Source organism: Mesorhizobium sp. B2-2-4, from assembly GCF_006442375.1.
Lineage (GTDB): Bacteria > Pseudomonadota > Alphaproteobacteria > Rhizobiales > Rhizobiaceae > Mesorhizobium.
Genome location: NZ_VFWB01000002.1, coordinates 492551 through 519193, shown reverse-complemented (window position 1 = coordinate 519193; position 26643 = coordinate 492551). Strand labels below are relative to the sequence as shown.

Below are 26643 nucleotides of genomic sequence, written 5' to 3'. Positions count from 1 at the left end.
ACATCGAGAACATTGATGAAAAAAAAAGCACTGATAACCGGCATCACCGGGCAGGACGGCGCCTATCTGGCGGCATTCCTGCTGGAAAAGGGTTATTCCGTTCACGGCGTAAGGCGCCGCACATCCCTTTTTAATACGGATCGCATCGATCATTTGTATCATGATCCACATGAAAAGGGTGTAGATCTGACGTTGCATCATGGCGATCTGACTGACTCATCAAGTCTGATGCGGATCATTCAGCTCGTTCAGCCGGATGAGATTTACAATCTGGCGGCACAGAGTCACGTAGCCGTTTCATTTGAGGAACCTGAATACACCGCCAACTCCGACGCTCTAGGGGCGTTGAGAATTTTGGAAGCCATCCGAATTCTCGGCTTGGAGAAGAAGGTCCGTTTCTATCAGGCGTCTACGTCTGAGCTGTACGGGCTCGTGCAAGAGACGCCGCAAAAGGAAACCACGCCATTCTACCCACGGTCTCCTTATGCCGTGGCCAAATTGTATGCATACTGGATTACGATCAATTATCGCGAAGCATACGGCATCTATGCGTGTAACGGCATTCTGTTCAATCACGAGTCCCCAATGCGAGGTGAGACGTTTGTGACGCGTAAGATTACGCGAGCGCTGGCACGGATCAAGCTAGGCATGCAAGAGAAGCTTTACCTGGGTAATCTAGATTCACTGCGCGACTGGGGGCATGCCAAAGACTATGTTGAGATGCAATGGCTTATGTTGCAACAGGAGGCGCCTGAGGATTACGTTATCGCAACTGGCGAGCAGCATTCCGTGCGCGAATTTGTGACCCTGGCGGCTGCGGAACTGGATATTGACGTAAGATGGGAGGGAAAAGGCGTCGGCGAGAAAGGGTACGATAACAAAAGCGGTCAATGTATAGTGGCTGTCGATGCGGCTTACTTTCGGCCGACAGAAGTCGAAACGCTTCTTGGCGACGCCAGTAAAGCTCGAAAGAACCTTGGCTGGGAACCTAGGATTAAATTCACCGAGCTGGTCCAAGAAATGATTCGCGAGGACTTTAAGGGTGCCGAGCAGGAAAAGCTGCTTACAACGCATGGCTATCAACGCTTCACTCGCGCAGAATAACCATGGCACGAATTCCAGTATATGAGCCATACCTTAGCGGAAACGTATCGGCGTATGTCAACGAGTGCTTGACTACGGGTTGGATTTCCTCACGTGGAGCCTTCATATCCCGATTTGAAAAGGCTTTTGCGGAGTATGTAGGCGCGAAAGAGGCGACAAGCGTGGCAAACGGTACCGTAGCCATCCACCTTGTGTTGGATGCATTGGGCATCGGTGCCGGCGACGAGGTCATCGTTCCAAGCTTCACCTACATAGCGTCGGTCAACACCATTTTGCAGACCGGCGCGACGCCAGTCTACGTCGATTCGTTGGAAGACACGCTGCAGGTGGATCCGCAGGCAATACGTGACGCTATAACCCCGAGAACCCGCGCGGTCATGGCGGTGCATTTGTATGGCCATCCCTGTGATATGGATGCGATCTCGGCCCTTTGCCGCGATCATGCTCTTTTGCTCATCGAGGACTGCGCGGAAGGCTTCGGGACCCGGTGGAAAGGCCGGCATGTCGGCACGTTTGGTGATGTTGCCACCTTCAGTTTCTTCGGGAACAAGACAATCACAACTGGCGAAGGCGGAATGGTTCTGGCGCGATCGGCTGAGGTGATGGATAAGTGTCGGCGCCTGAAAAGCCAAGGTGTTTCGCCGACCCGCGAATACTGGCACGACATGCTTGCCTACAATTATCGGATGACCAATATCCAGGCGGCGATCGGGCTTGCCCAGCTCGAGATGGCTGAAGAGATCATCAAACGCAAACAGCAGGTCGCAGAGATATACCGGACCCGACTGTCCGGACTTCCCTTGAGGACCCATGATCCCGTGGGCGACGTTAATCATTCGCACTGGATGTGTTCGATCGTCGTTGACCAAGTTGAGGATCGAGATCGGTTGCGTGCGCGTCTTGCCGACGACGAAATCGAGACACGCCCGTTTTTCCCCTTAGCCAGCCACATGCCGCACTGTTATTCTGACCGGGCCTTTCCGAATGGCGATAGCGTAAGCAAGCGTGGCATCAATCTGCCGAGCTACCCCGGACTGACCGAGGAACAGCTGAACCGCATATGTTCTTCGATCATCGGTTATTTCGAGGATCGACCGCGGTGACTTTGCGTTAAGGAAATGGCCTGTGAACGAGTATCTTAGGGGCATTTGGGCCGCGCGATATTTTTGGATGCATCTCGCGATGTCCGATCTGCGCGGTCGCTGGAGAAGGTCCTTCTTCGGTGTCCTGTGGTCGATTATCCAGCCTCTGGGCCTAACGATCCTTATCTCCATCGTGTTCAGTCGTATCTTCGACGCTGCGATCTCGGAATATGCGCCCTACATTCTCTCCGGGGTCATCATCTGGGAGTACATCGTCTTCAATGTAAGTGGAGGCGCATTGGCTTTCGTCCAAGCCGACGCGTACATCAAGCAGACACGTCACCCGTTAGCGATATATACGCTTCGAAACGTTATTTCCGGGCTTATAGTGCTTGCCCTGGCCAGCATCAGCCTCATCGGTTGGGTGCTTGTCGTGATGCCGCAGAATTTCGGCTGGTCTTGGCTTGCCGCCCTCACGATTTTCCCGATCATCGGTCTGATTGTCTGGCCGTGGGCGACGATAATGGCATATTTTTCTGCCCGTTTTCGCGATCTGCCGCATGCGCTTGGCCTGATATTGCAAGCCGTATGGTTTGTCTCACCAATCTATTTCGAGACGTCGGTGTTCCGCAAAGGCAATTTGCATGTCCTGCTGGACTACAATCCGATCTATCACCTCCTCCAGATCGTACGCGCTCCACTCCTGCATGGTGAATGGCCCGTCGCTGCCAACTATCTATGGTGCGTCGGAACTATAGCGGTGCTCGCCATGATCGCAGCACTCGTGGGCAGGTCCGCCGAAAAGAGGGTGATCTTCTACCTATGACAAATCGGATTCACCTCGAATCGGTAAACCTCCATTATGCATCCGTGGGCTTCAGCGAACGGTCGTTGAAATCCATGCTGGCGTCGCTGGCGACGTTGAACGGAGGAGGCAAGAAGATCGTCGACATCCACGCATTGAAGGATGTTAGCCTGAACATTGGTCCCGGCGAACGTGTTGGCCTTCTAGGACACAATGGGGCCGGCAAGAGCACGTTCCTCAAGATGGTGGCAGGATTATACCCGATATCTTCCGGAAAGCGCGTGGTCGAGGGAACCGTCCGGTCTTTGTTTGACCTGAGTTTGGGTTTCGAGCCTGATGCCACCGGCCGAGAGAACATCCTGTATCGCGGACTTCTCCTCGGTCTCTCGCCCAAATTCATGCGCTCGATAGAAGACGAAGTTGTCGCCTTTGCCGATATTGGGGAGTTCATCGACTATCCGATCAAAACCTATTCCGCTGGCATGCAGGTGCGCCTCGCCTTCGCGATTTCGACAGCGGTCGGCGGTGACATTCTCCTCCTCGACGAGGTGATCGGTGCCGGTGATGCGAATTTTATGGGAAAAGCGCGCAAACGCATCCTGGATCTTGTCGAGCAGGCGGAGATTCTGCTGTTAGCTTCGCATGATTTCAAAACACTGCAATCCATATGCGCAAGGGGAGTTGTATTTCATCACGGCGAAATCATTTTTGACGGCGACATTCTTGGCGCGATCGCAGAATACAATAGGGCAAATGGGATAGCTGCCTAGCCATGGGTCTCAAGCGCTCTTCTCATTCTAGTCTGATACAAGCCCGTTTGAGAAATGCTAAGGTCAGCTAATATACTGGCGCTATCGAAGTTGCTAGAAAGAGAGTCCTATGCGTTTAGAAAAGAGCGTCCGGGTCGACAATGTGCCGCGTGTAATGTGGATCCTCAATCACACTGCGGCCAGAAAATTCGAGATCCCAATGTTGCGGGAACTCGGCTATGAGGTATTTACTCCAAAGATCTATCCAGACGATGCTAATTTCCGAAGCGCTTCCGTCGATTATTCGGAGGATAAAAACTTAACAATCCCGCCGGATGACCTTGCAGTTCTGAATAAGGCTGATTGGTATAGAGGCGCGCCGCGCAAAGCTTGGGAAATCGCCAACAAATATTTTGACATCATGTTCTGCATCGTCTTCGATCCCAAGGGTTTTGAAATTGCCGCCAGGCGGTTCCAGGGAGCAATGCTCTGGCGTACCTATGGCTTGGCGGGCAACAATACTTATTCGAAGATCATCGAAACAATGCCATTCTACCAAGGTGTTTACACTGCAATCCAGGCCCTTGGAAAACGCTTCTGGTTTACCGAAGGCTATCCTCATCTGCATAAAGTCGAGCCTGATTATCTTGCATCTAAGACCGTGTTTCTGCCACTAGGTATGGGCGGGGCAAGTGATCCGATCTCGGCGGAATGGAACGGCGGTGACCGGCGCATCCTGTTCATCTGCCCCGACATTGGTTTTAACCAAGCCTATGTAGAGATATTCCAGAAATTTAAGAAAGACTTCCGTGGGTTTCCCTATGCAATCGGCGGCGCGCAATCGGTCAAGACGACAGACCCAAGCGTGCTGGGTTATCTGCCGATCGAGGAACATCGCAGAAATATGCGCGAGATGCGCGTGATGTTCTATCACAGCCAAGAACCTAACCATATTCACTTCCACCCGTTCGAGGCGATTAAAGCTGGGATGCCGCTTGTATTCATGGGTGGCGGCATTCTCGATATGTTCGGTGGTAAGAAATTGCCCGGCCGTTGCGCAACTATCGAGGAGGCGAGAAAAAAAATTGACCGCATCCTCAAGGATGACTGGAAACTGATTAATAAGATACGTGAGAGCCAAGCGGTCCTGCTCGATCCGATGAAGGCAGAGAACTGTACCGGGTTCTGGCGTCAAGGCATGGAGAAGGTATTCACCAAGCTTGCAGAATCGCGAGCTGATGCGGAGGAATTGGAACCGCTGCCCAAGCGCATTGCTGTGCTGACCGACAAGAATTCCATAGCCAAGGCTCGCGCTTTGGCCTTGGCGCTGGAGGAAGGGGCCAAACTCGCCAATGAGGATGTGGAAATAGTTCTCACCATCGAACGCAGCAAGCGGGCTTATTCGAGTAAACCGATTGAAAAGGAAGAGTTCGACGTGCCCGTAAGGGAATTCTCATGGCGTGCGCTTGACCGGGAAGCTGCCAATCGGGCGCTTGTTTATGCCGGTGCTGCGCGACCTTTGACATTAAATAGTTATCTCATCCCTGATGACGGCATCAATCATTTGCAGGATTGTGATCTCTGGGTGGTTGTCGCGTCAGAAGTCAGCACACCGATCCTGCCAATTCGTCCGATTGTTCTAGCTCCAGACACGATAGCGCCACGTTTCCGCCCAGGCCCGCAAGAAATCGTTAAGATGGGGCAGTTTGGGTTAACGCTTGCACCCGAAGCCGTCATCGTCGACAGCCAGTTTGCAAGTGAGGAGCTGATTCACTGCGAGGGGGTCTCCGCCAGGAATGTCCATGTTTTGCCACCTTTGCCAACAATCGAGGTTGCTCCAGCCTTGGATGTGGGTGAGGAGGCAAAAGCGTTTGTCTGGGTGCTGCACCCACTTTCAATCGCCAACATCGATCGTGCTGCGGAAGCGCTTGCAATTTACTATCATGAGATGAGCGGCAAGCTGAAATGCAATATTCTTCTCTCGGAGGCATACCAGACGAAATTGACCGACGATGATATCAGCAATGTCAAACGCAACCTTACGAAGGCGATGCGCCGATGGAATATTCCGCGCAGGCGTTACTCGATCTCTGAATTGTTGTCCGAAAGGCAGCTCCGGCGGGTCATCAAGGAGTCGGCTTTCCTATGGCGCCCAGGCAAACTCGACAGTGACATTACGACCATAACCATTGCCCGGGCCTTTAGAAAGCGTGTTGTTGCGGCACATTGCCCGGTGTTGAAAGAATATGCTGGAAATCTCGGGTTTAACATTACCTGGACCGATGACGAAGACCCGAACTCTATGGCAGGGAACATTTGCGAACCCGCTCGGGACCATTCTTTGCCGCTTGCACCATTCAAAGGGCGTGAGATGTCGATTGAGGATTGCGCGCGCGATTATTGGAACGTCATTTCAGAATGCCTGTAACCAAATACGGAATATATTTGGCCTATGGGCCACGGATCGAGTTGCGCAATGAAGGCCTTGGCCGTCACCTTGCCGAATTTCTGCGCGCCTCCCTTAGGCGTGATGACGTCGAGTTTGTAATCGCAGCGCCGAGCTGGATGAGGGATCATCTCAGAGATCTGATGGATGGTTTCGGGGTCAGTGAAGGCCAATACGAAATACTCGGTCCGACGCAGAGTTCCCTTTCATGGTCAGCCTTTCAGACAGGAACGAGAGTGAGGAAATGGTTGTCTCGCGTCCGCAAGAAGGATGACGTAAAAAAAGGGGGGCTGCTTCTTCGGATCAAGTTTGCTGGTATTCGCTTGGTGTCCCGAGTGACCCGCTATCTCATGCGAACGCGAAATCCGCTAGTGTTCGTTGCTACTGTCATTCTCGCGCTTAGCTTACTGCCGTTCGCCGCGCTGATCTATCTGCTGCGCAATACTGTTCTGAAGGGGGTTGGCCGTCTCAGGCGCAGTTCTACTTTGCGCAGAATGCTGGGGACCACGCAACCTGCGAAACCCCGCATCTTTGGGCTACTTGGCCGAATGCGGCATCATCTCTATCAAACGATGTGTGACGAAGAAGCCCGGCTTGTCGCTGAAATGGCAAACAGGCGGGATGATATTTCGGCCTGGTATTGCCCGACAGCGTTCTGGCCGCAATTCAATCTGATTGAAAAGCCGCGTTTGACGTGCGTTCCCGACGTAGTGTTCACCGGCTTCCCGGTCGGGTTTGCTACGGATGAACCGGCGGCAGATCAATTGTTTAATAATTTCCGGCGCATCGAATCAATTATCGACGCGGGCCATGCCTTTGTCACCTACAGTAAGCACGTGAAGCAGAAGACGCTGGTGGAAAGGTTTCAGGTCAAGGGATCGTCGGTTCACGTTGTGCCGCATGGCGCAAACCGGCTCGATGAGCTGATCACAGTGACTGGTTTTGCAGATAACAGGAAAGCCAGCGATGCATTGAGCGCGCAATATTTCTGGTCAGCAACCTCGAAGGCGACCAACAACTGGAATGGCGTGAGGTTTTCTTCTGGCGATCTTGGTTTTGTGTTTTATGCAAGTCAGTTTCGACCGAACAAGAATGTCGTCACTCTGTTGAAGGCGTATCGCTGGCTCCGACGCGAGAAGCTGTTGCGTTACAAGCTTATTCTTACTGGAGCTTGGCAGGCGGACAGGGAAGTCAACAGGTATTTGACTGAAAACAACCTACACGATGATGTCCTGTGTTTACGTAATCTCACCGAGCGGGAACTGGCCGCGTGCTATAACCGCGCTGTCCTCGCTGTGAACCCGAGCTTGTCAGAAGGTGGGATGCCGTTCACGTTTACAGAAGCAGTGTCGGTCGGGACCCCAGTTGTCATGGCAGACATCCCTGTCACTAAGGAAATCCTGACCGACAAAGTGGTGCATCAAAAGACAGTATTTAATCCCGAGAGCTGGACGGCGATGGCCGAAAAAATCGAATGGGCGATCCAGCACAAGGATAGCCTCTACAAAATCCAGAGAGCATTCTACGATGAGGTTTTGGTGAACCGTACGTGGGACCATGTTGTCGCCGACTATATTGACATTCTGAACGACATGGCTGGCAAGCCGTTTTCATATACGCCTGAGATTGTCGAACGACTCAATGAAGCTGTTTAAGCCCCTGACACAGTGCCGACGGACCTCGGGCAGATCAAAAGCAGAGCAGAAAGGCATGACGCCGTCACTATGAGCAAAGGCCTTTTCATTCTGGGCTTTGGCGGCCATGCGCGCAGCGTAGGAGACATAGCCTTATCGACAGGGTTCGATGATTTGATTTTCATCGATGACCAGGCAAAGGCCGGTGAGGAATTTGCGGGCTTTCCTGCTGTCGCTGTTCTTCCCAGCAATGCCTCCGGCGCCGGTTGGTTCATGTTTCCGGGCTCGGGTGACAATGCGCGGCGACGCGCGCAATGCGGGAGCGCGCTTGTTCCTCTTGCGATGCTCGTCGCACCGACTGCCTCTGTCGGGAGGCAATGTGAGATCGGGCAAGGCTCACTGGTCGCTCATCAGGCCCATATAGGACCGCTTACAAAGGTTGGCCGGGGCGTCATCATCAATAGCGGCGCAGTCGTTGACCACGAATGCGTGATCGGTGATTTTTCTCATATATCCGTCAATGCGACCGTTGCAGGCCGTTGCCGAATAGGCACACAGGTTCTGGTTGGCGCAGGTGCGACCGTGATTGATCGGCTCAGCATATGCGACAATGTCATCATCGGCGCTGGCGCAACGGTCGTCCGAGACATTGAAGTGCCCGGCGTGTATACAGGCACGCCGGCCCGTCGAGCCCACGGCTAGACAGCGCCAGCCGCTTTCCTTTCAGGCTCGAACAGAAAAAACGGTCCGATTCATGAAAATCGGCATTGATGCCCGCAACCTTGTCCACAATCTCACAGGCATCGGCCGCTATGTGCTGGAGATGTGCCGTGGGTTGGCGGAAGCCGGTCACGAAATCTTTCTGTATCTCCCGGAGCGACCGGTCTCGGATATTTCTCGTCTATCGGGCGGAACGTTTCGGATATCTGGTCATGCAGGCAATTTCAGGCGCATGGTTTGGGGTCAAACCATCTTACCCAAACAGGCAGCCCGCGACAAAATCGACATCTTTTGGGGCCCTGCCCACAGATTGCCCTTTAGCTTGGATCCGGATATTCCCCGCGTTGTGACCATTCACGATCTCGTATGGCACCATGCGGCATCGACAATGCGTTTGCAGGGCTGGCTCGGCGATCGCTTCCTCATGCGACCTGCAGTATTTTCATCGGATAAGATCGTCGCAGTCTCGCGCGCTACGGCCGATGCCATTCGAATGCTGTATCCACAGGTCTCCAAGAAACTGCACGTGGTGTACCCTGGAGTGACGCGCCTGGAGGATGGCGGGACCAACAGCGTGCTTGCGGACAAAGGCATCGACCGCGATTACGCCCTTTTTGTCGGCACACTTGAACCCCGCAAGAACTTGCCAAATCTCCTGGAAGCATATGCGCTGCTTCCGGAGCCTGTCAGGAAAAATCTGCTGCTCGTCATAGCGGGGGGTCAGGGGTGGCGTCTCGGCGACCTGCGCGAGCGCATGGTGCGCCTCGAAATCGAATCGGACGTGCGACTTACGGGTTATGTCACGGACAGCGATCTCGCTGTCCTCTATCGCCGAGCGAAGTTTCTTGTCATGCCGTCGCTATACGAAGGCTTTGGATTTCCAATTATCGAAGCAAATGGGGTTGGGGTGCCTGTTGTAACTTCAAATATGTCTTCCATGCCCGAGGTGGCTGGCGAAGCTGCCATTCTTGTTGACCCGACCAACGTCCAGGATATCTCCGCCGCGATGGGCCGGTTGGCACTCGACAATGCGTTGCGCTCGCGGCTGGCTGAGAAAGCGCCCCTGAACGCGCTCCGGTTCGACTGGAGAAAAAGCGCCTTGGACCTGGTCGCAGTGTTCGAATTGGCCATAACCGCAAGAAGGCGCTGACGTGGAAGGTATGCTTCAGATTTTTGAACTGGCCATCGAGCGAAGACGGAAGACCAACATTTGAAAGTGCTGCATTTCTTCAAGACATACTGGCCCGATACCTTTGGCGGGGTGGAGCGGACGATACATGCCATCGCTCAAAGCACCGCCAGCCACGGCATCGAAACCGAAGTGCTCTCGTTGAGCCGTGCTCCGAACGAGAACACGCAGCATCTCGACGGGCACATGGCCCGAAAAGCCAGGCTGGATTTCGAACTGGCGTCGACCGGGTTTTCGTTCGAGGTCTTTCGGAAGTTCGGAGCGCTCGCCAGGAAAGCCGACCTCATACATTACCATTTCCCATGGCCACTCATGGACATGGTGCATTTTCAATCCCGTCATGGCAAACCGACCGTCGTCACCTACCATTCCGACATCGTCAAACAGAGGCTTTTGCTGCCTCTTTATCGGCCGCTGATGCTGCGCTTCCTCAGGCATGTGGACGCTGTCGTCGCGACATCTCCGGACTATTTGAAATCGAGCCCCGTTCTCAGAGCATTGGAGGGCAAATCGGCGATCATTCCAATCGGCATCAATGAAACCGATTACCCCGCGCCAACCGAAGCCGACCACAGATGGTGCCAAACGGCAGTGGCGGAGCCTTTCGTGCTCTTCGTCGGCGTCTTGCGCTACTATAAGGGGCTGGACGTGCTGATTCAGGCGGCCGACAAAGTCAGGTGCAAGATCGTTATTGCCGGATCAGGGCCTATCGAAGAGCGCCTGAAGCTTCAGGCCAAGACGTTGCGTCGCAACAATGTGATATTCCTCGGCGAGGTGGCCGAGCGGCACAAGATGGCGCTCCTCCACAACTGCCTGGGGTTCGTTTTTCCGTCAAACCAGAGGTCGGAAGCCTACGGGCTTTCTCTCGTCGAGGCTGCGATGTGCGGTAAACCGATGATCTCTTGCGAGATCGGAACGGGAACAAGTTATGTGAACAAAGCCGGCGAGACCGGGTTGGTCGTACCGCCTTCCGATCCAGCACGCCTTGCCGAAGCCATCAACCAGATCGTCGATTCGCCGGTCGAGGCAGCGAACTGGGGGCGAGCTGCTCGCGATCGCTACGTTCGCCTCTTTACAGCTGACAGGATGGGAAAAACATACGCCGATCTCTATCACCAACTCGATAACCGCCGACGCTGAATACGGTTTCGCACTGTGGCAGCCGGTGAATCCCCGCGATTTGTTGGTTGTTGATGCAGTCAAATCCCCGTCAGGTCACCTGCTCAGGAGACGACGGACCACCTCTCGCGCCGATTTCTGCAGTACCGGCGCACTCCATCCAAACACGGAGGCAAACTTCGCGCTCGACAGCCGGGAATTGACGGGGCGGCGCGCCTTGGTCGGATAGTCCGTCGCAGCAATATCGCGCACCCGCGCGGAGGGGCCACCGAGCCCACCGCTTATGTCCAGGATATGGCGGGCGAAGCCGCTCCAGTTGGTCTCGCCCGTGCCGGCCAGATGATAGATGCCCCACGCGGCGAAATCCTCGTTGCGGTGCAGCCGTGCTGCCGCATGCAGGATCGCGTCAGCGATATCAAGCGCGGAAGTGGGATTTCCCCATTGGTCGGCCACAACCGGTATCTCGTCGCGGTCGCTGGCCAGCCTCAGCATGGTTTTGGCGAAATTCTTGCCGAACGGGCTGTAGACCCACGCCGTGCGCAAGATCAGGTGGCGCGAATTGGCTGATGCCACCGCCTGTTCGCCGGCAAGCTTGGAGGCGCCGTAGACGCCAATCGGCGCGGTCGCGTCGGTTTCCAGATAGGGACCGTCCTTGGTGCCGTCGAAGACATAGTCGGTCGACAGATGGATGACGGGCACGCCGAGCCGAGCCGCCGCCTGCGCCACCTCGCCGGCGCCGGCGGCGTTCACCGCAAAGGCGAGCTCGGGTTCGTCCTCGGCCTGGTCCACCGCCGTGTAGGCGGCGGCCGACACGACGATATCGGGCTTAGCGGCGGTGATGGCCTCGATCACAGTCCCGCGCCGCGCGAGGTCGAGTTGCGGCCGGCCGATGGCGATGACCTTGACGTCTTCGCGCCCAGCCTCCAGAAGGCTTGCCGCAACCTGGCCCTCGCGTCCGGTGACAACGAGCCTCACACCGCCTCCTTGCGCGCTTCGCCCAGTCTTTCGCCGGCATAGCGCTGTTCGCGGATCGGTCCCCACCACCATTTGTTGTCCAGGTACCAGTCGACCGTCCTTGCCAGGCCGCTGTCGAAATTCTCCCTCGGCGTCCAGCCGAGCTCGCGGCCGATCTTGGACGCGTCGATGGCGTAGCGGCGATCATGGCCGGGACGGTCGGTGACGAAAGAGATCAGGTCGCGATAGCTTTTGCCGGCGGCCCGGGGGCGCCTGGCGTCGAGCAGATCGCAGATCGTCTCGACGACACCCAGATTGGTGCGTTCCGAATTGCCGCCGACATTGTAGCTCTCGCCCGGCTGCCCCTTGGTGGCGATCAGTTCCAGCGCGCGCGCATGGTCCTCGACGAACAGCCAGTCACGCACATTGGCGCCGGCGCCGTAGACCGGCAGCGGCTTCTCGTCGAGCGCGTTGAGGATGACCAGCGGGATCAGCTTTTCGGGAAAATGGTAGGGCCCGTAATTGTTCGAACAATTGGACAGCACCACCGGCAGGCCATAGGTCTCGTGCCAGGCGCGCACCAGATGGTCGGAGGCCGCCTTGGAGGCGGAATAGGGCGAGGACGGCGCGTAAGGCGTCTCTTCCACGAACATGCCGCCATCGAAGGGCAGGTCACCGAACACCTCGTCGGTCGAGACGTGATGGAAGCGGAAACGGCCCTTCCTGTCGTCGGAAAGGCCGCGCCAGTATTCCAGCGCTGCATTGAGGATCCGGTAGGTGCCGACGATGTTGGTCTCGATGAAGGCGCCCGGCCCATCGATCGAGCGGTCGACATGGCTCTCGGCGGCGAGGTTCATGACGATGTCGATATCGCCGCGGCGCAATATGTCGAGCACCGCCCGCTCGTCGCAGATGTCGGCCTGGGCGAAGCTGTAATTTCGTGCATTTTCGATCGGCCGCAGCGAGGCCAGATTGCCGGCATAGGTCAGCTTGTCGAGATTGGTCACCCGGTAGGCCGGGTTGGCGCACAGATGCCGGCACACCGCCGAACCGATGAAGCCGGCCCCGCCCGTCACCAGAAAATTCATGCCGCTATCCCCGCGCATCTGGCAATGTTCATCAGGCAAACACCTCGGCGGCGGCGAGCAGCGGCGCCTTGAGGTCCTTGTCAGAAAGCTGAAACCCGCCGGCCGGCGGCGGCCATTCGATGCCGATGGCCGGATCATCGAAACGGATCGAGCGGTCGTGTTCGGGCGAATAGGTGTCGGTCACCTTGTACAGCACCTCGGTATCGGGCACGAGCGTCATGAAGCCGTGGGCGAAGCCCTTGGGCACCAGGATCTGGTTGCCCTTCTCGGCCGAGACCTCGAGGGCAACCCATTTTCCGAATGTCGGCAAGGAGCGGCGGATATCGACCGCGACATCAAGGACACTGCCTCTGACAACGCGCAGCAGCTTGTCCTGGGCGCGTGGCGGCAACTGATAGTGCAGCCCCCTGACGACACCGGCCGCGGCGGAATAGGAGTGATTGTCCTGGACGAAGGCGAGTTCGAGGCCGGCCTCGGCGAAGCGTGCGGCGTTCCAGGTTTCGGTGAAGTAGCCACGGGCATCGCCGTGCCGCTTCGGAATGATTTCGAGCAGACCTTCGATGCCAAGGGGTCTCACCTCCAGCATCTAGTCCTCCGACAACTCGACCACCCGGCGGCGCAGATAGGCGGCATATTCATTTTTTCCCAATCGGGTTGCGCGCTGCAACACTTCGTCAGCCCGCAGCCAGCCCTGTTCGAAGGCGATTTCCTCCGGACAGGCGACCTTGATGCCTTGGCGACGTTCGATTGTACGCACGAACGAAGAAGCATCGTCCAGGCTGTCATGAGTGCCGGTATCGAGCCAGGCATAACCGCGCCCCAACCTATGCACCTGCAACTGGCCACGCTCGAGGTAGGCATTGTTGACCGCCGTGATTTCGAGCTCGCCTCGAGCCGAGGGCCGAATCCTTGAGGCGATATCGACAACCTGGTTGTCGTAGAAATAAAGGCCGGTGACGGCCCAGTTGGATTTCGGCTTCTGTGGTTTTTCCTCAATCGTGAGCGCGGTTCCAGTGGTCTTGTCGAAGGACACCACGCCATAGCGCTCCGGATCCTCGACATGGTAGGCGAACACCGAAGCGCCGCTTTCGCGCGATGCCGCGGTGCGGCAAAGCTTGGACAATCCGTCGCCAAAATAGATGTTGTCGCCCAGTATCATCGAAACGCTGTCCGCGCCGATGAAATCGCGGCCGATAATGAACGCTTCCGCAAGCCCGTTGGGCTGCGGCTGCTCGGCGTAGGACAACTCAAGCCCGAATTCCGATCCATCGCCCAACAGCTCGCGGAAAACGGGCAGGTCCCGCGGCGTGGATATGACCAGAATCTCTCGAATCCCCGCAAGCATCAAAACGCTCAGCGGGTAATAGATCATCGGTTTGTCGTATACCGGGAGGATTTGCTTGGAGACCGCCAACGTTAGCGGATAAAGGCGCGTTCCACTGCCCCCAGCAAGGATAATTCCTTTCAAGAAACTCTCCTTGACATGCCTAAGTCCCCTCCCCTGACACAAGCCGCCCGTGCTTAGGTTTCATGCCGTGGCTTGTCAATCTGGTGCCCGACGAAGGGGCCGAGCGAGTGTCCCCGGCCCCCGCCAACCGCCCTTGCCTTGCCGGGCCCGAGGTCCTGGCCGGGACAAGCAGATCGTCTTCATCGTGATGGCCTATCTCGCCCATCTCGCGCCTTTGGTTCAGCCGCTCGGCAAAACCCTTGTGAAAGACGATCGCATTCAAATAGGCAAACGTCATCGCGAGTGCTGCGGTTCGCAAGGGATAGTCGACAAGAGAGTGAACGAGCAAAAACGACACCGACAGAAATGCAGCCTTCTGTAACGGCTCCCGGCGAATCCGGACCGACGAGGCGAAAAGCAATATGGCATACACAATCATTAACAAAACGACCGGTATGCCGCCCTCAAGTGCCAATTCGAGGTAGTCATTGTGGGCATGATTTACATAAGTTCTGAAAATCATTCCGGCTTTTTCGTATATCTGATAGACCTTCGGAAAGCTGCCGAAACCAACGCCAGTCACCCAGTTCTCTTTCATTCCATCGATCGTGGTGCGAGCAAACTCCGCCCTGCCGAAAGCCGGATCGACCACTTTCGCATCGATCTTCGCCCATGCGCCGATCGTGTAGACGGAAAGCCCGATGAAAACCGCAAGAATGCCATATCCGCCCGCCCTTGAGCGAGCGGACAGGAAGACAACTGATATCGCGGTGATCACCAGTCCGATCAGAATGCCGGCGCGCGAGCCGGCTGCCAGAAGAAGCAGCAAGAGCATCGTCAGCCCAAGCGATCCGGACAGAAAATGTCCACGGAACAAGCCATAGTAGACCACGAATGGGATGGAGACGAAGAGCAAGGCCGAAAAGTGATTTTGATTGGCAAACAGGCCCGCATTGATCGTAAACGGCAGCAATCCTTCTATGGCGACGGTATCGGAGAGCGAATACTGGATCGCCGCGGCCAGGCCATTGCAGATGACGCCCATGAAAAAGAAGGGAACAAGGCCGTAGACCTCCTCGGTGCGCAGGCGGGTGACGCCGAGGAAAAATGCCGCGGCGGCGGCGAAATACAACATGCACTCGATCGTGCGCCCGACGCCGACGCTGACGAAGCGCGATTGCGTTTCACCATCCAGCCAGGGTCTGACAAGCAGCACCTCGGGCCGCAACCCGTCCAGCAAGGCCCCGGGCAGCGGAACGATCTGGAAGCAGAACACGGCTAGGCCGAGAGCAATCAGCCACAAGATCGCCCGGGGAATTGTTTGTCCGCTGGGCCGCGACAGGATGGCCGCGGCCGAGAGAATCGCCGCGATCTCGATCAGCGTTTCGGTGTAGAGGCCGCTCGCGGTGCCGCCGCCAATCAGCAGGGACAGGAAAAGAACCGACCCAAGCAGGTATTTGTCCCACTGCCCGGGCTGCCGTGACCGTGCTCTCACGACGACACCCTCTCGATGCTCAATCTGTGCATGACCAGCGTGCCGACGTATCGAAACCGCCAGCTCTCGGCAATTGCGGCTGTTTCCAGCCTCAGCAACTGTATCGGACACGCAGCCGGTCCGACGGTGAAATCCAGGCTCAGGCTTCGCCGGTTGAATGTGCCTTCCGGTATGTTGAAGCGCGCTATCTCGCTTGACGGGTCCGCGCATCTGACGGACCAGAACAGCTGCTTTGGCAGTTTGAGATTTGTTGCGGACACGGTCATGGACATCCGGTAAGAACCGGGGGGCAATTCGACATATTGCTGAAGCGCAGCGTTCTTGACCGGCGTGTTTAGAAATCGAACCGTCGCCCCGCTGTTGCTGTCGCTTTCACTTTCACCCGCGCCCTGCGATCCGGCAAAGGTGATCTCCAGCCCAGATCGGTCGTGTATCACCCAGTCGAACGGCTTGCCGCTGAAGAGCGGCTCGAAGCCGCCATTGAAGATATAGCCGCCCAGCTTCCGCTCCCGATCGGACAGGCTGAAAAGAAACAGCCGATAGGCCGGGCCATAGTCCTTCTGCTTGATGTAACCGGTGATAACGGCGGACAATTCGCTGGATTTCGGGGGCGCATCCGTGCGTCCGAGATCGAGCAGCAGCTGGTTTGCAGGTCCCAGGCTTTGCGGGTTCTGGCCAAGGGCGAGAAAAAGCTTACCACGCCACGGCGCCTCTGCCTCCAGGGCTGCCAGCACGGCCTGATAGCCGTCGGAATTGGAAAGGATGGCAGGCCAGCCTGGGGCGATGGCCGAAAACTGGTCTGGCCACCGGCGCAGCAAGGTGTCGATCTCGCCCACGGCCCTCGCCAGATCGCCTGCCGCGATCGAGCGATCGATGGACCTCTGCAGCGCATGGATTTCAGTCTTGGACAGTTTTCGCGCCTGGTCGAAAAGTTCGAAAGCCTGGGCCTGTTCGCCTTGCCGATATCTGATCTCACCGATCAGGCTGTAGAGACGGGCGTCCGCGACATTGAAGCGAAGCGCATTCTTGGCCTTGGCGGCCAAGGCGCCGAGATCGACGCTCGTTTCGTTCAGCTCGCCGGCAATTTCGTCTATCAAGGCATCTGCGTTCAGCGGGTCCAGTGCCAGAGACACGCTCGGCGTTCCCTCCTCAAGGAGCCGACTTAGCCCGATCGACGAAGCCATCAACACCAGAACGGAGGCGACGAACCAAACGCTTGAACGCAGGAGATTTTGCATGAGAGGGCTGGCCTGCTCCGTCATCGACTTTGCCCTCAATCTTCGGCGTGCCCGCGCCATGTTCGTAATATTGGTAGTTCATGTATTTATAGGCGTAGTTGTAGTCGAACTTGTTCACCGCGAATTTCGACATTGCCGCCCCGATCACGTTCGCTCCGGCTGCGCGCAGGCGTTTCAGCGCCGTCTTGGCCGCCTTGCGCGTCACCTGGTTCGTGGAAATGACCACCAGTGTGCCCTCGGCAAGCCGGCTGAGAATGGGCGCATCGGACAGGCCGACGATCGGCGGAGCGTCGATGATGACGAGATCGAAACGCTTGCCGAGATTGGTGACGATCAGCGCCATCTTCGGCGATGAAAGCAGATCCGCAGGGTTGGGCGGGATCGTTCCGGACGTCAGCACGGTCACGTTGGGATATTTGGTCGTCCTGAATATGCCCGCCACATCTTCCTTGCGCACGGTATTCGTCAGGAGATTGCTCAACCCGATCGTGTTGTCGAGACCGAACAGCCGATGAAGATTCGGTTTGCGCAGATCGCCGTCGATAAGCAAGACCTTCGCACCGAGGGCGGCAAAATCCTGGCCGAGCTTGAACGAGGTCGTCGACTTGCCTTCGGAAGGCTCGGAGCTGGTCACCAGCAGCGAACGCGGCGCGCCCTCCGCGCCGGAGAATTGCAGCGACGTTCGCAGCGAACGATAAGCTTCCGATAGCCCGGACTTCTGGTCGGCGATGCTGGCCGTCAGTTCGCGGTCATCTACGAGCGGCAGGATGCCGAGCATGGCCAGCCCCAGCTCCCTTTCGACCTGCTCGGGGTTGGTGAAGGTGTTGTTCAGCAACTCGATGATGTAGATGATCGATGCAGTGAGAGCCATGAACAGCGCTAGCGCGATCGCCAGATTGATGATCAGGCGCGGAGAATAGGGACTTACGGGCAGGGTCGCGAAATCGACAATGGCTGCGCTTTGCGTCTTGAGCTCGGAGCTGACGCCTACTTCATTCAGCTTGGTGATGAGGCTGTCATATTGCGACCGGTTGGAATCGACCTCGCGCTTGAGGATGGTGTATTTTATGTTCTTGTCATTGAAGACGACCTGCTGCTTTTCCATCTCGGCGAGCTTGGATTTGAGGTCGGCTTCCTTGTTCTGCGCTTCCTGGTACTTCAGGCGCAGCGAATCGGTTATCGCCAGGACGCCGTTATTATAGAGCCGCGTCAGTTCCTTGATCTGCGACTGAAGTTGCTGCATCTCCGGAAAGCCAGGCTTCAGAATGCTCAGTTTCTGCTGATATTGGCTCTTGAGGTCCGCGAGTTTTTCGCTGAGTTTTTGTAAGCCATCACTCTCCAGAACCGGCGACAGGCTGGAGCCTCGCCCCTTGTCTATCTGGTCCACGACGCGACCGGCATCAAGACGATCCTGGATAGCGGTCGCGAGCGCTGTGTTCAGCGCCTCGATGTTCGATCCGATCAGCGATTTGTCGTCGCCGGTGACGGTGATACCGGCATCCTTCGCATAGGTGACCAGCTCCTCCTCGGACTTCTGCAGCTTCTGCTTGACCTGCAGGACCTGTTCCTGGATGAACTGTCTCGCCAGATCGGACGTCTCGCTGGTCTGGTCGAGACGTTGATCGATAAAACTCTGCGCGACCTGGTTGGCGACGTCGCTTGCGTATCTGGGCTTCTGGTCGATGAAGGTGATCGACAGCAAGCTGGTGTTGGTCACAAGGTTGACCGTCAGATCCTTCAGAACGCGCTTGATCGCCATTGCCTCTCGCTCTTCGGGGGTCTTTTCCTGGATCGAAGGCGATTTGGAAATTCCGAATGCACGGTAGAGGATGTTGCTGAGCGAGAAGCTCGGGGTTGGGAACAGGAAATCCGGTTTTTCGGAGAGCCCCAGCTGAAACACGACGCGCTGGGCCAGCGCACGGCTCTTCAGTTTCTCGCGAGCGGTCAGAAACGCGCGTAAGTCGCTGTTTTCAGAAACCACTTCGATGTCCTGAAAAACCTTTGCCGAAGGGACCAGGACTTCCAGCTGTGTCGTTGCCTGATACTTCGGCGTCTGCATCATTGTCACTATGATACCGGCAACTAGGCCAGCCACCGCCATCATGACAATCAGCCAGCGATATTGCACGACATAGAAAAGCAGCTTGAGCGGATTGAATCTCTCGTCGTGAGCGGCATAGTCTCGACCGTAAGGACTATAATTCTGCGCCCCGTCATAATAGAGGTCCGCGGACAAAGCCTGGCCATGTCGAGGACCGGCGATTTGGGGCTGCCTGTGGCGATCGAGCATGCGCGAGGTGATCCTGGTTGTCCGTACCCTGGCCGGCCAGGCCTCCCTTACGGAATGACCGCAATTCGGGCCGCGCTCGACGCGAGGCCCAGGGCATCCTTCAAATTGTTCATTGCGATTTTCGACTTCGAAGCGAAAACCACGACCACGTCGCCGCCATAGATACGCGGGTTGCGATTCTTGCCGGCGCGGATTTCCTCGACATTGTAGTTTGCGACCAGCTTGTTTTGACCGACATTGCGGTAGACGAAGACCTTGCCGGCATCGCCGATGGCGTTGAAGCCTCCGGCAAGGGCGATCGCATCCAGCAAGGAGGCGCTGCTGGACACCGGATAGATGCCGGCCCTGTTGACCTCACCGTCGACCGTGATGCGCTGGCCTATCGATTCCTTGACGAAAATTGTGACATCCGGCGATTGCAGATATTTTGCGCCATAGGCTGTCTCGATATCCTTTTCGAGCTGGCGGACCGTCTTGCCGGCCGCTGTCATCGTCCCGATAAGCGGAAGGGAAATCTGGCCGCCGGCGTCCACCTGAACCGTCCTGTTCAGGTTGTCGACCTGGAATACGCTGACTTCGAGTACATCGTTGGCAGACAGCGGCTGCTCGCTGCCGTTTTGTGTATTCTGCGGTGCCGGCAGATCCTTCACCATCTGTAGCGCGCCGCCCCCGGCAAGCGCCGTTGAGGACGATGTCGGCTGCAGCGCATCGACAGAGCCCGTGGACGATGATGAACTGCTCGCGCAAGCAGAGAGGGCGAGCAATACAAGCAGTGCCGGCATCCCCGCGCCACTTCCCCCGAGATCGAGAATGCCCATCACAGAGCCCCACTTTTGAACAGCTTGGGCGGCCCATCGAAATGGCCCGCACAGCTGGCTCCCGGCTTCTTCGCTCGTTTTTCCGATGGCGTGAGCAACTGGTTCTGCACTATCGCGCCCGAGCTTGCGCAAACCGGCGAGACCAGACCTTGCCTAGCGGCTGACTGCGTCGTCGTCATCCTGTAGTCCAATAGCCAGTGCGGCGCCGCCACCAACCGCGCCGGCGCCCAACAGCACCGGCAAAATGCCAGGTCCGGAATTGGCAGGTCCGGTAGCAGCTTCCTGCGCATCAAGCGAGACGCACATACCGCCTTGCACCGGATTGATGCTGACGGTCGCGTTGGCCGGAACATCAAGCGCGCAATTGGCGCCGATGGCCAAGGAAGCCGATGCTTGCGGCCCGGTCATGATGCGCGCGCCTGGATAAATCGGCGCTCCCGCGCCCACCCCGGCGTAACCGCCGGCCTGCGACATCTGCACATCACCCCGGACTTGGGTGAACTGGCCGACAATGCCAGACACGGGCGCAGCGGCCAGGCACGAACATGTCTGTGCCGACTGGGCAACAGCATCGGACGCTGTAAACCAGGCACCTCCCCCGGCGAGCGTGATAAAAGCGAAGACAACCCCAACCCGATGACGCCCGGTCATTTCTACCCCCCTTCGAACCAACGACCCGCCCCCGGAACGGATCGCTTACGCACCCCTTCGATCAACAACACTCAAAGAACTCACCAGCACTCACGGTGGTCCGCCCCTCAGCGACTGACCGCTTTGTCGTCATCCTGCGTCGCCGCCAACACACCGCTGGTGACAAGCGCACCGGCGAAAATCCCTTCGGGCAGGCCAAACCCACTTGTGCCACCGGACGGCTGGATGGCCGCCGTCCGTTCTGAACCCACGAGTTTCAGACAGATGTTGCCGCCCACGCGTGAAACATCCAGACTGGAATTCGCCGGTACATTCATGTTGCAGCCGCCAACAAGTACGGATGCCGAACCCTTGGTACCGACTACCACCCGACTGCCAAGGCCGAGAGTGCTCCCCGCCTTTGCAGGACCATAGCCGACCGACTGCGAGACCATCACCTCGCCATCGGCGGAACGAATGGATCCAATCGCACTCGCCGGGCCGCGATAGGCGGCAGCGCAGCTGCAGGATACGTCCTGGGCGAAAGATGAAACCGAAGTGAAACCGCTCGCGGCAACCAACGCGCTCACTGCGGTTCTAATGATGACATTCATCCGCTTCGCCTTTCCTTCAAATCATCCCGGATATGCCAGATCAAAAGGTGTGACATCAGCGCCTAACATTTTTTTGCCACAATTCCAACCCGTGTCGCACGATGCGGAGAAGTTTGACCTGAACAACACGTCATTTTAGCAATTACGTATAAATAATCCCGAGCTGTCGGCGATGGATGTCTGGCCCTCCAAAGAGAAGTTACGATTCCCTTTTCATGCTGATTACACCGAGCCAACTTGATCAAGGCCGAGCACCCTCGAAAGCTGAGTCCCGATCTGCAATGCAGCAAGACAAGCTTAGCGCCGCTCGAACTTCAACCGCGTTCAACTACACGCCGGCCCGGTTCATCGCATGGCGAGGCATTGAGCTTCCCTATCTGCGTCATGTAGCACTCTATGACGATCCGTTCCGAAAACTGCCGCTCCACTTTGCTTCGGCTCTCCATACCCATCCTGTTCCTGGATGCGGCGTCCATCGTTGCGAATTCGAGCATCTTGCTTGCGAGGTCGCCTGCGTCTTTCACCTTGCACAGCAGGCCGTTGACGCCGTGGTCCACCACCTCCCTGCAGCCGGGCACATCTGACGCGATCAGCGGCTTGCCCATCGCGGCTGCTTCCAGCAGCGAGCGCGGCGTTCCTTCCCTGTAGGAGGGCAAGACGACGCAATCGGCCGCGTCCAGGAAGGGACGGACGTCGTCGGTGGTTCCGAGATACTCGACCAGGCCTTCGCCTGCCCATCGCTCGACCTGCGCACGGCTGACCGCTGTGCGGTTCTCGACATCGAGGAATCCAAGAAGCTGGAAGCGCGCGCCGGGCATGTTGCGGCGCATCTCACGAGCTGCCTCGACGAACTCGCCCACGCCCTTGTCCCAGAGAAGCCTGGCCACCAGCAGAAAGACGATCGCGCCGGACGATTGGCTTTGGCGGGGCGCCGGAGAGAAGCGAATAAGGTCGACCCCGGAGCCCGGCAGCAGCGCGGTCAGTTCCTTGCGGACCAGGCGCTCGCCGACGAACAGCATCCTGTCGTCGTCATTCTGAAAGAAGACTATTTTCGAACGGGCCAACGCCAGCCGGTACAGGACCTTGGCAATTTTCTGGAGAAGGCCGCCACGGACGAAAACCGTGCCGAGCCCTGAAACATTGTTTATGACCGGGATGCCATTGAGGTTTGCCGCCAGCGATCCGAACACGTTGGGCTTGATGGTGAAGCCGACAAACGCCAGCGGCCTCTCGCGGCGCAGCAGGCGCCAGTAGCGCCACAGAAGCACCATGTCGCGAAACGGCGAGGTGCCGGAATTATCCATCTCGATTTCGACATACCGGCAGCCCATCGGCGGGATCAGGCGCGAATACTCGTCCCTGGGCGCCGCAACCACCACTTCATAGCCCCGCCCTTGCAGCGCCTCGATGAGGCCTTTGCGGAAATTGACGACATTCCAGGACGTGTTGATGGAGATGATTATCTTTCTTCCGATCCCAAGCATCGTCCCCGCCTCCCAATGCCGTTTCGCTCACCGTCTTGTATGCAGTCGTGCCCTGCCCGGCCCAAAGGTCTCGAACAGCCGCAAGATCTCGTCGTCACTGGCGAGCGATGAGATGCGGGCGAAGCAGGCGTCCCTTGCAGGCCCCAGATCCTGTGGCCGAGCGATCAGCCTCGCGACCGCGCGTGCGATGTCTTGCGGATCGTCGGGGTTGAAATCGAAAGCGGCCCCCTCGGGCATGTAGTGCCTCGTGCCGCTGTCTCGCGACATCAGCACGGCACATCCCGCCCAGGACGCCTCGATGGGAGACACCGCCGCGGGTTCAGCCCGCGAGGGCAGTATCAAGAGATCATGACCGGAGAAGACCGAGATCATGTCGTCATGGGCAATGTTGTTTTGAAACCGAAGCCTGTCCGCCACGCCAAGCGCCTGAGCCTCGCGCCGCAAGGCCTGACAAAAAGCCGTGTCGGCATTCGTTGCCTCCTCGCCGCAGAATGTCAGGGAGAAGGGCATGGATGAAATCGCCGACAACGCCCTCAGAAGCAAACTGTGCCCCTTGCGCTCCCGGTATTTTGCCACCATCAGGATTCGAGGCGGCCACTGCAATGGCCTGCTTTCCAGGCCTTCGATCCGGGCCGGCTCGAAAGGGCTCCCGAATGGCAGGGACATGGCATCGCCGACCCTGAGCGGGCCAGGGTTCGGTGAGAGCCGCGAGGTGAAATGCGGAATGCCCAGCCCCTGAAAGATGGCTCTTCGAACCCAAGTGCCACTCCATGCGCGGGGCTTGGCGTCCTCCTGGTCGTAGATGACCAGTCTGCGCCCTTGCAGGATTGAACAGAGTGCCGCGACCCTGCAAAACCATCGCGTCACTCCGCGGATGATCACCACGTCGGGGTCTTCGGCCTGCAAACGCCTCCAGTAGGAAAAGACGCCGGGAAAGGAAAAAGGCGAATTCGGAATGTTGCTTGAGCGCCGACGCATGATCATCCGCGACAGCGCGGATGGAGCCATCACGTTGGGAGAAACAAGAGCGTGATTCTCGGTGACGCTCGTTTCGACTACGTCGACCGCAACATGGTGCCCCGCCGAAGTCAGAATGCGAACCCAGGGTGCCGCATTGGTGTGGTATCTTGGCAGGCAAAACAGGTATCTCAAAACATCAGCCTTCAGATATCTTCCGCCGGGCGGATCCGCTTTTTCAACAATAGATGCGAAACCACCATCATCGCTGCATAAACCGCCGCCGATACCAGCAAGCCGGCCCAGGCGATGCCTGAAATTCCGATCCATCCGGACAAAGCCAGGCAAAGCGGAACATAGATGGCGATCGCCAGCGCCGTGATTTTCAAAAGCGGCTTCGTCCCGGCCAGGACCTGGATCAACGGATTGAGATGCATTCCAGCCAGGCCGAAGCATTCTGAAGCGAACAGAATGGCAAAGAGCAGCGAAGCTTCGGCGTAGGCCGAACCGCCAGCCAGAAGGACGATGGGGTTTTGCAGCAGCACCCCCACGACTGCCATGCCGGTGGCAGCGCATGCCGAAACCACGGTGATGCGGGCGTTCAAGCGGTATAGACGAGAAGGAGGCTCTTGCCTGGACAGTTTCGCGATTTCGGGAAAGATCACCTGGTTCAAGGGACCGGTCAGCCGGGAAACCATCGTCGCCAGGCGCGATGCGAGCGAATAGGAGCCCGCGGCGACCTCTCCCAGCAGGCCCGCGACAAGGAACAATGCGAGATGCCGCCTGGCGCTCACAAGCGTCGAGAGCAGACTGGTCCCCGTGGCCATGGCAAGAAACGCCCAGAAGAAACGGCGTTTGGACCGGGAGCGAAGCGGGTTGAGCAGTTCGATGTGCTCCTGCCTGGCATAGAGCAGTATGCGAACGAACAGCGTCAGGTTGTAGAATGCGCCGACCGCTGCCAGCACGATTACATAATCCGGCAATGAGGCATCGAGGATCCAAAGGACGAGAGAGGCAACCACCACGGCAACCCCTTGCATGAGTTGATTGCCGGCAATGACGTCGTACCGGCCGTTCAGCCGAAGCACACCTTTCGGCGTACCCGAAAGACTCGCCAACAAGGTGAGGCTGTAGATAATCGCCAGAAGGCGATTATCCCGCGACACGCCAACAGCTTCTCCAAACAGCAAGATCCCGCCTATTGCCAGGACCGTGGCGAGAAGGGCGGCTGAAACATCGAGGGCAATTCCGCAAGATGCCGCCGGTCCCAGACGCAAAGGCGACCTCGCGCACAGCCTGATCACTAGCTGCCAGCTCTCGAACGTGCATAGGCCGGAAACGAACGCCACATAGGCCTGAATTACGGCGAGTGTGCCAAAATTCCCCGGACCCAGCGACCGTGCGTTGAGCGCCAGTGCAAGGATGGAGCACAACGCGGCCACTCCGCTTGCGGACGTCGTAAACGTAACGTCGCGGACAACCCGCCGCGCGCGCATCCATCCGGAAGGCTTGGCGACCGCCGTCACGTCCTCAGCCATTGTCTCGGCGCAAGGCCCGCGCCCCCTGCGGCATCACCTCGGCGGGGGCCGGTGGAAAACACTTCCGGTGCACATAAACCAAGCCAAAAATGAAAAGCGCAACGAGAACGGCTCGCTTGGCGGAGATGAAGGCGCCAAGCAGCTCCTTGCGCTGGATGTAGAATGTGAGATGGACGATGGCCACGATCAGCCCGGCCTTGAGCGTCGCGCTGCGCACATTGGGGATTATCGCCTCGACGGCAACACACACGAGCGACAGAATGACAACGAGCAGCGGAAATCCGGCATACCCGAAATTGGCAAAGAACTCCGCCCAGATGTTTGCAGCGACGCCACCACTGTAACCCGGAAATAGGAACGGCTGAACCTGCTCGTTGTAGGTGCATCCGTCCTTGCCAAAGACCGTATCCGAGAACGGAAACAGAGAAAGAGGCACCAGCCAAAGATTCGAGCACGGCAAGGTGTAGTCATATTTCACGACCAGATCCAGGTGAGCCAATGTCACGAACTGCTCCAGCCCCACGAGAGCGGAATCGGACAATTGGTCGAATTGTATTTTCTGACCTACAAGTTCAAAATTTCCCGCTTTTATTGCTGCATATACTGCCTTGTACACTGCAAGAAAAAAGAATGCGCCAATTCCTCCAATTATGTATCTTTTCCTGATCAAAAGCAGGGAAATGTTCCTGTACCTTATGTACAAACAAGCTAAAATCGCGATGGCAACCGAAGAGCGATGCCCGATGTAGAGCGTAAGCATCAGTCCCAGGCAGCTCAAGATGATGACCAGCCTGGATTTCTTCCACCCCGACAGGGCTCCGAACACCATGCCGATGATGCAGCTGTTGTAAAATACATACTGGATCCGCCCGGTAGATGACAAAACATCGGCCTTTGAGGCCGAAAAAAGTGCCGGATTTGCTATCGAAATCCCACCGAACACCACCAGCATCACAATTATTACGATCGACTCTCCCCGAACGTCGCCTTCGACTTCGAAATCTTGACGCCTTGGCATGAAGACCAGCATCGCGGCAGCAATGCAAGAAAGAGAAAGCGCAATGGCATATCCAGTGCCCGCGTGATATATGAAATCATACTTCCTTCTGCTGACATCAACATACTGAAATCCCCCGGTGACGAATGGCACAAAGTAGACCAAGCTCGACAAAAGCAACAACATTTGCGGCGTGAGCGCAAATGGCGAAACAAAATAATCTCGTTTGAGGTGCTTCACTTTCG

24 protein-coding genes are annotated in these 26643 nt (G+C 57.2%); 10 read left to right on the top strand and 14 right to left on the bottom strand.

Annotated features, from left to right (window positions below; translation table 11 throughout):
* Nucleotides 1-15 precede the first annotated feature (15 nt).
* The 9 genes from gmd to FJ959_RS07570 all read left to right on the top strand — a co-directional run bounded on the left by gmd (nucleotide 16) and on the right by FJ959_RS07570 (nucleotide 10869).
* The gene (gene gmd / locus FJ959_RS07610) at nucleotides 16-1104 is read left to right on the top strand and encodes a GDP-mannose 4,6-dehydratase (RefSeq protein WP_140555890.1); all 1089 of its coding nucleotides are present in this window, start codon (nucleotides 16-18) and stop codon (nucleotides 1102-1104) included.
* 2 nt (nucleotides 1105-1106) lie between these two features.
* Nucleotides 1107-2207, top strand: coding sequence for a DegT/DnrJ/EryC1/StrS family aminotransferase (locus FJ959_RS07605; RefSeq protein WP_140629342.1), 1101 nt, complete (start codon nucleotides 1107-1109; stop codon nucleotides 2205-2207).
* Between the two features lie 22 nt (nucleotides 2208-2229).
* Nucleotides 2230-3012 carry an ABC transporter permease gene (locus FJ959_RS07600; RefSeq protein ID WP_181167646.1) on the top strand — a complete coding sequence of 261 codons (783 nt, stop codon included), beginning with the start codon at nucleotides 2230-2232 and terminating at the stop codon, nucleotides 3010-3012.
* The gene (locus tag FJ959_RS07595) at nucleotides 3009-3761 is read left to right on the top strand and encodes an ABC transporter ATP-binding protein (RefSeq protein ID WP_140629340.1); all 753 of its coding nucleotides are present in this window, start codon (nucleotides 3009-3011) and stop codon (nucleotides 3759-3761) included. The genes FJ959_RS07600 and FJ959_RS07595 overlap by 4 nt, the downstream gene beginning before the upstream one ends.
* Nucleotides 3762-3870: 109 nt before the next feature.
* The gene (locus FJ959_RS07590; RefSeq protein WP_140520771.1) at nucleotides 3871-6168 is read left to right on the top strand and encodes a glycosytransferase; all 2298 of its coding nucleotides are present in this window, start codon (nucleotides 3871-3873) and stop codon (nucleotides 6166-6168) included.
* On the top strand, nucleotides 6159-7841 hold the full coding sequence (locus FJ959_RS07585; protein ID WP_140520772.1) for a glycosyltransferase: 1683 nt from the start codon (nucleotides 6159-6161) through the stop codon (nucleotides 7839-7841). Before FJ959_RS07590 ends, FJ959_RS07585 begins: the two co-directional genes overlap by 10 nt.
* A 69-nt stretch (nucleotides 7842-7910) precedes the next feature.
* The gene (locus FJ959_RS07580; protein WP_140520773.1) at nucleotides 7911-8522 is read left to right on the top strand and encodes a NeuD/PglB/VioB family sugar acetyltransferase; all 612 of its coding nucleotides are present in this window, start codon (nucleotides 7911-7913) and stop codon (nucleotides 8520-8522) included.
* A 52-nt stretch (nucleotides 8523-8574) separates the two neighbouring features.
* Nucleotides 8575-9690: a glycosyltransferase family 1 protein gene (locus FJ959_RS07575; RefSeq protein ID WP_140629339.1), complete on the top strand. Its 1116-nt coding sequence runs from the start codon at nucleotides 8575-8577 to the stop codon at nucleotides 9688-9690.
* Nucleotides 9691-9750: 60 nt separating this feature from the next.
* Nucleotides 9751-10869 carry a glycosyltransferase gene (locus FJ959_RS07570; RefSeq protein ID WP_140629337.1) on the top strand — a complete coding sequence of 373 codons (1119 nt, stop codon included), beginning with the start codon at nucleotides 9751-9753 and terminating at the stop codon, nucleotides 10867-10869.
* 75 nt (nucleotides 10870-10944) lie between these two features.
* Here FJ959_RS07570 and rfbD read toward each other — a convergent pair whose 3' ends face one another.
* The 6 genes from rfbD to FJ959_RS07540 are packed head-to-tail and all read right to left on the bottom strand — an operon-like array spanning nucleotide 10945 to nucleotide 16668.
* The gene (gene rfbD, locus FJ959_RS07565; protein WP_140629334.1) at nucleotides 10945-11823 is read right to left on the bottom strand and encodes a dTDP-4-dehydrorhamnose reductase; all 879 of its coding nucleotides are present in this window, start codon (nucleotides 11821-11823) and stop codon (nucleotides 10945-10947) included.
* Complete coding sequence (gene rfbB, locus FJ959_RS07560; RefSeq protein WP_140564240.1) at nucleotides 11820-12890, bottom strand: dTDP-glucose 4,6-dehydratase; 1071 nt, start codon at nucleotides 12888-12890, stop codon at nucleotides 11820-11822. Before rfbB ends, rfbD begins: the two co-directional genes overlap by 4 nt.
* Before the next feature lie 31 nt (nucleotides 12891-12921).
* A complete protein-coding gene (gene rfbC, locus FJ959_RS07555; RefSeq protein WP_140564241.1) occupies nucleotides 12922-13476 on the bottom strand; it encodes a dTDP-4-dehydrorhamnose 3,5-epimerase in 555 nt (184 codons plus the stop codon).
* On the bottom strand, nucleotides 13477-14358 hold the full coding sequence (rfbA, locus tag FJ959_RS07550) for a glucose-1-phosphate thymidylyltransferase RfbA (protein ID WP_140514965.1): 882 nt from the start codon (nucleotides 14356-14358) through the stop codon (nucleotides 13477-13479).
* 19 nt (nucleotides 14359-14377) lie between these two features.
* Nucleotides 14378-15832: an O-antigen ligase family protein gene (locus tag FJ959_RS07545; protein WP_140629332.1), complete on the bottom strand. Its 1455-nt coding sequence runs from the start codon at nucleotides 15830-15832 to the stop codon at nucleotides 14378-14380.
* Nucleotides 15829-16668, bottom strand: a complete 840-nt coding sequence (locus FJ959_RS07540; RefSeq protein ID WP_224656113.1) for a hypothetical protein — start codon at nucleotides 16666-16668, stop codon at nucleotides 15829-15831. Before FJ959_RS07540 ends, FJ959_RS07545 begins: the two co-directional genes overlap by 4 nt.
* A gap of 54 nt (nucleotides 16669-16722) precedes the next feature.
* On the opposite strand from FJ959_RS07540, the gene FJ959_RS32085 reads away from it, so the two are divergent.
* Entirely contained in the window at nucleotides 16723-16998 is a 276-nt protein-coding gene (locus FJ959_RS32085) for a hypothetical protein (protein WP_224646749.1), read from the top strand.
* On the opposite strand, the gene FJ959_RS07535 is transcribed toward FJ959_RS32085, so the two are convergent.
* The 8 genes from FJ959_RS07535 to FJ959_RS07500 all read right to left on the bottom strand — a co-directional run bounded on the left by FJ959_RS07535 (nucleotide 16982) and on the right by FJ959_RS07500 (nucleotide 26638).
* Nucleotides 16982-19360, bottom strand: coding sequence for a polysaccharide biosynthesis tyrosine autokinase (locus FJ959_RS07535; protein ID WP_140629330.1), 2379 nt, complete (start codon nucleotides 19358-19360; stop codon nucleotides 16982-16984). The genes FJ959_RS32085 and FJ959_RS07535 overlap by 17 nt on opposite strands.
* A 47-nt stretch (nucleotides 19361-19407) precedes the next feature.
* Complete coding sequence (locus FJ959_RS07530) at nucleotides 19408-20310, bottom strand: polysaccharide biosynthesis/export family protein (protein ID WP_246675493.1); 903 nt, start codon at nucleotides 20308-20310, stop codon at nucleotides 19408-19410.
* Between the two features lie 21 nt (nucleotides 20311-20331).
* Nucleotides 20332-20700: a hypothetical protein gene (locus tag FJ959_RS07525; protein WP_140629328.1), complete on the bottom strand. Its 369-nt coding sequence runs from the start codon at nucleotides 20698-20700 to the stop codon at nucleotides 20332-20334.
* Nucleotides 20701-20936: 236 nt separating this feature from the next.
* Complete coding sequence (locus tag FJ959_RS07520) at nucleotides 20937-21422, bottom strand: hypothetical protein (RefSeq protein WP_140514866.1); 486 nt, start codon at nucleotides 21420-21422, stop codon at nucleotides 20937-20939.
* Nucleotides 21423-21736: 314 nt separating this feature from the next.
* Entirely contained in the window at nucleotides 21737-22906 is a 1170-nt protein-coding gene (locus FJ959_RS07515; protein WP_140629325.1) for a glycosyltransferase family 4 protein, read from the bottom strand.
* A gap of 27 nt (nucleotides 22907-22933) precedes the next feature.
* Complete coding sequence (locus tag FJ959_RS32080) at nucleotides 22934-23572, bottom strand: glycosyltransferase family 4 protein (protein WP_224617871.1); 639 nt, start codon at nucleotides 23570-23572, stop codon at nucleotides 22934-22936.
* A 497-nt stretch (nucleotides 23573-24069) separates the two neighbouring features.
* The gene (locus tag FJ959_RS07505) at nucleotides 24070-25401 is read right to left on the bottom strand and encodes a lipopolysaccharide biosynthesis protein (RefSeq protein ID WP_140629321.1); all 1332 of its coding nucleotides are present in this window, start codon (nucleotides 25399-25401) and stop codon (nucleotides 24070-24072) included.
* The gene (locus FJ959_RS07500; RefSeq protein ID WP_140629318.1) at nucleotides 25394-26638 is read right to left on the bottom strand and encodes a hypothetical protein; all 1245 of its coding nucleotides are present in this window, start codon (nucleotides 26636-26638) and stop codon (nucleotides 25394-25396) included. The genes FJ959_RS07505 and FJ959_RS07500 overlap by 8 nt, the downstream gene beginning before the upstream one ends.
* Nucleotides 26639-26643 lie beyond the last annotated feature (5 nt).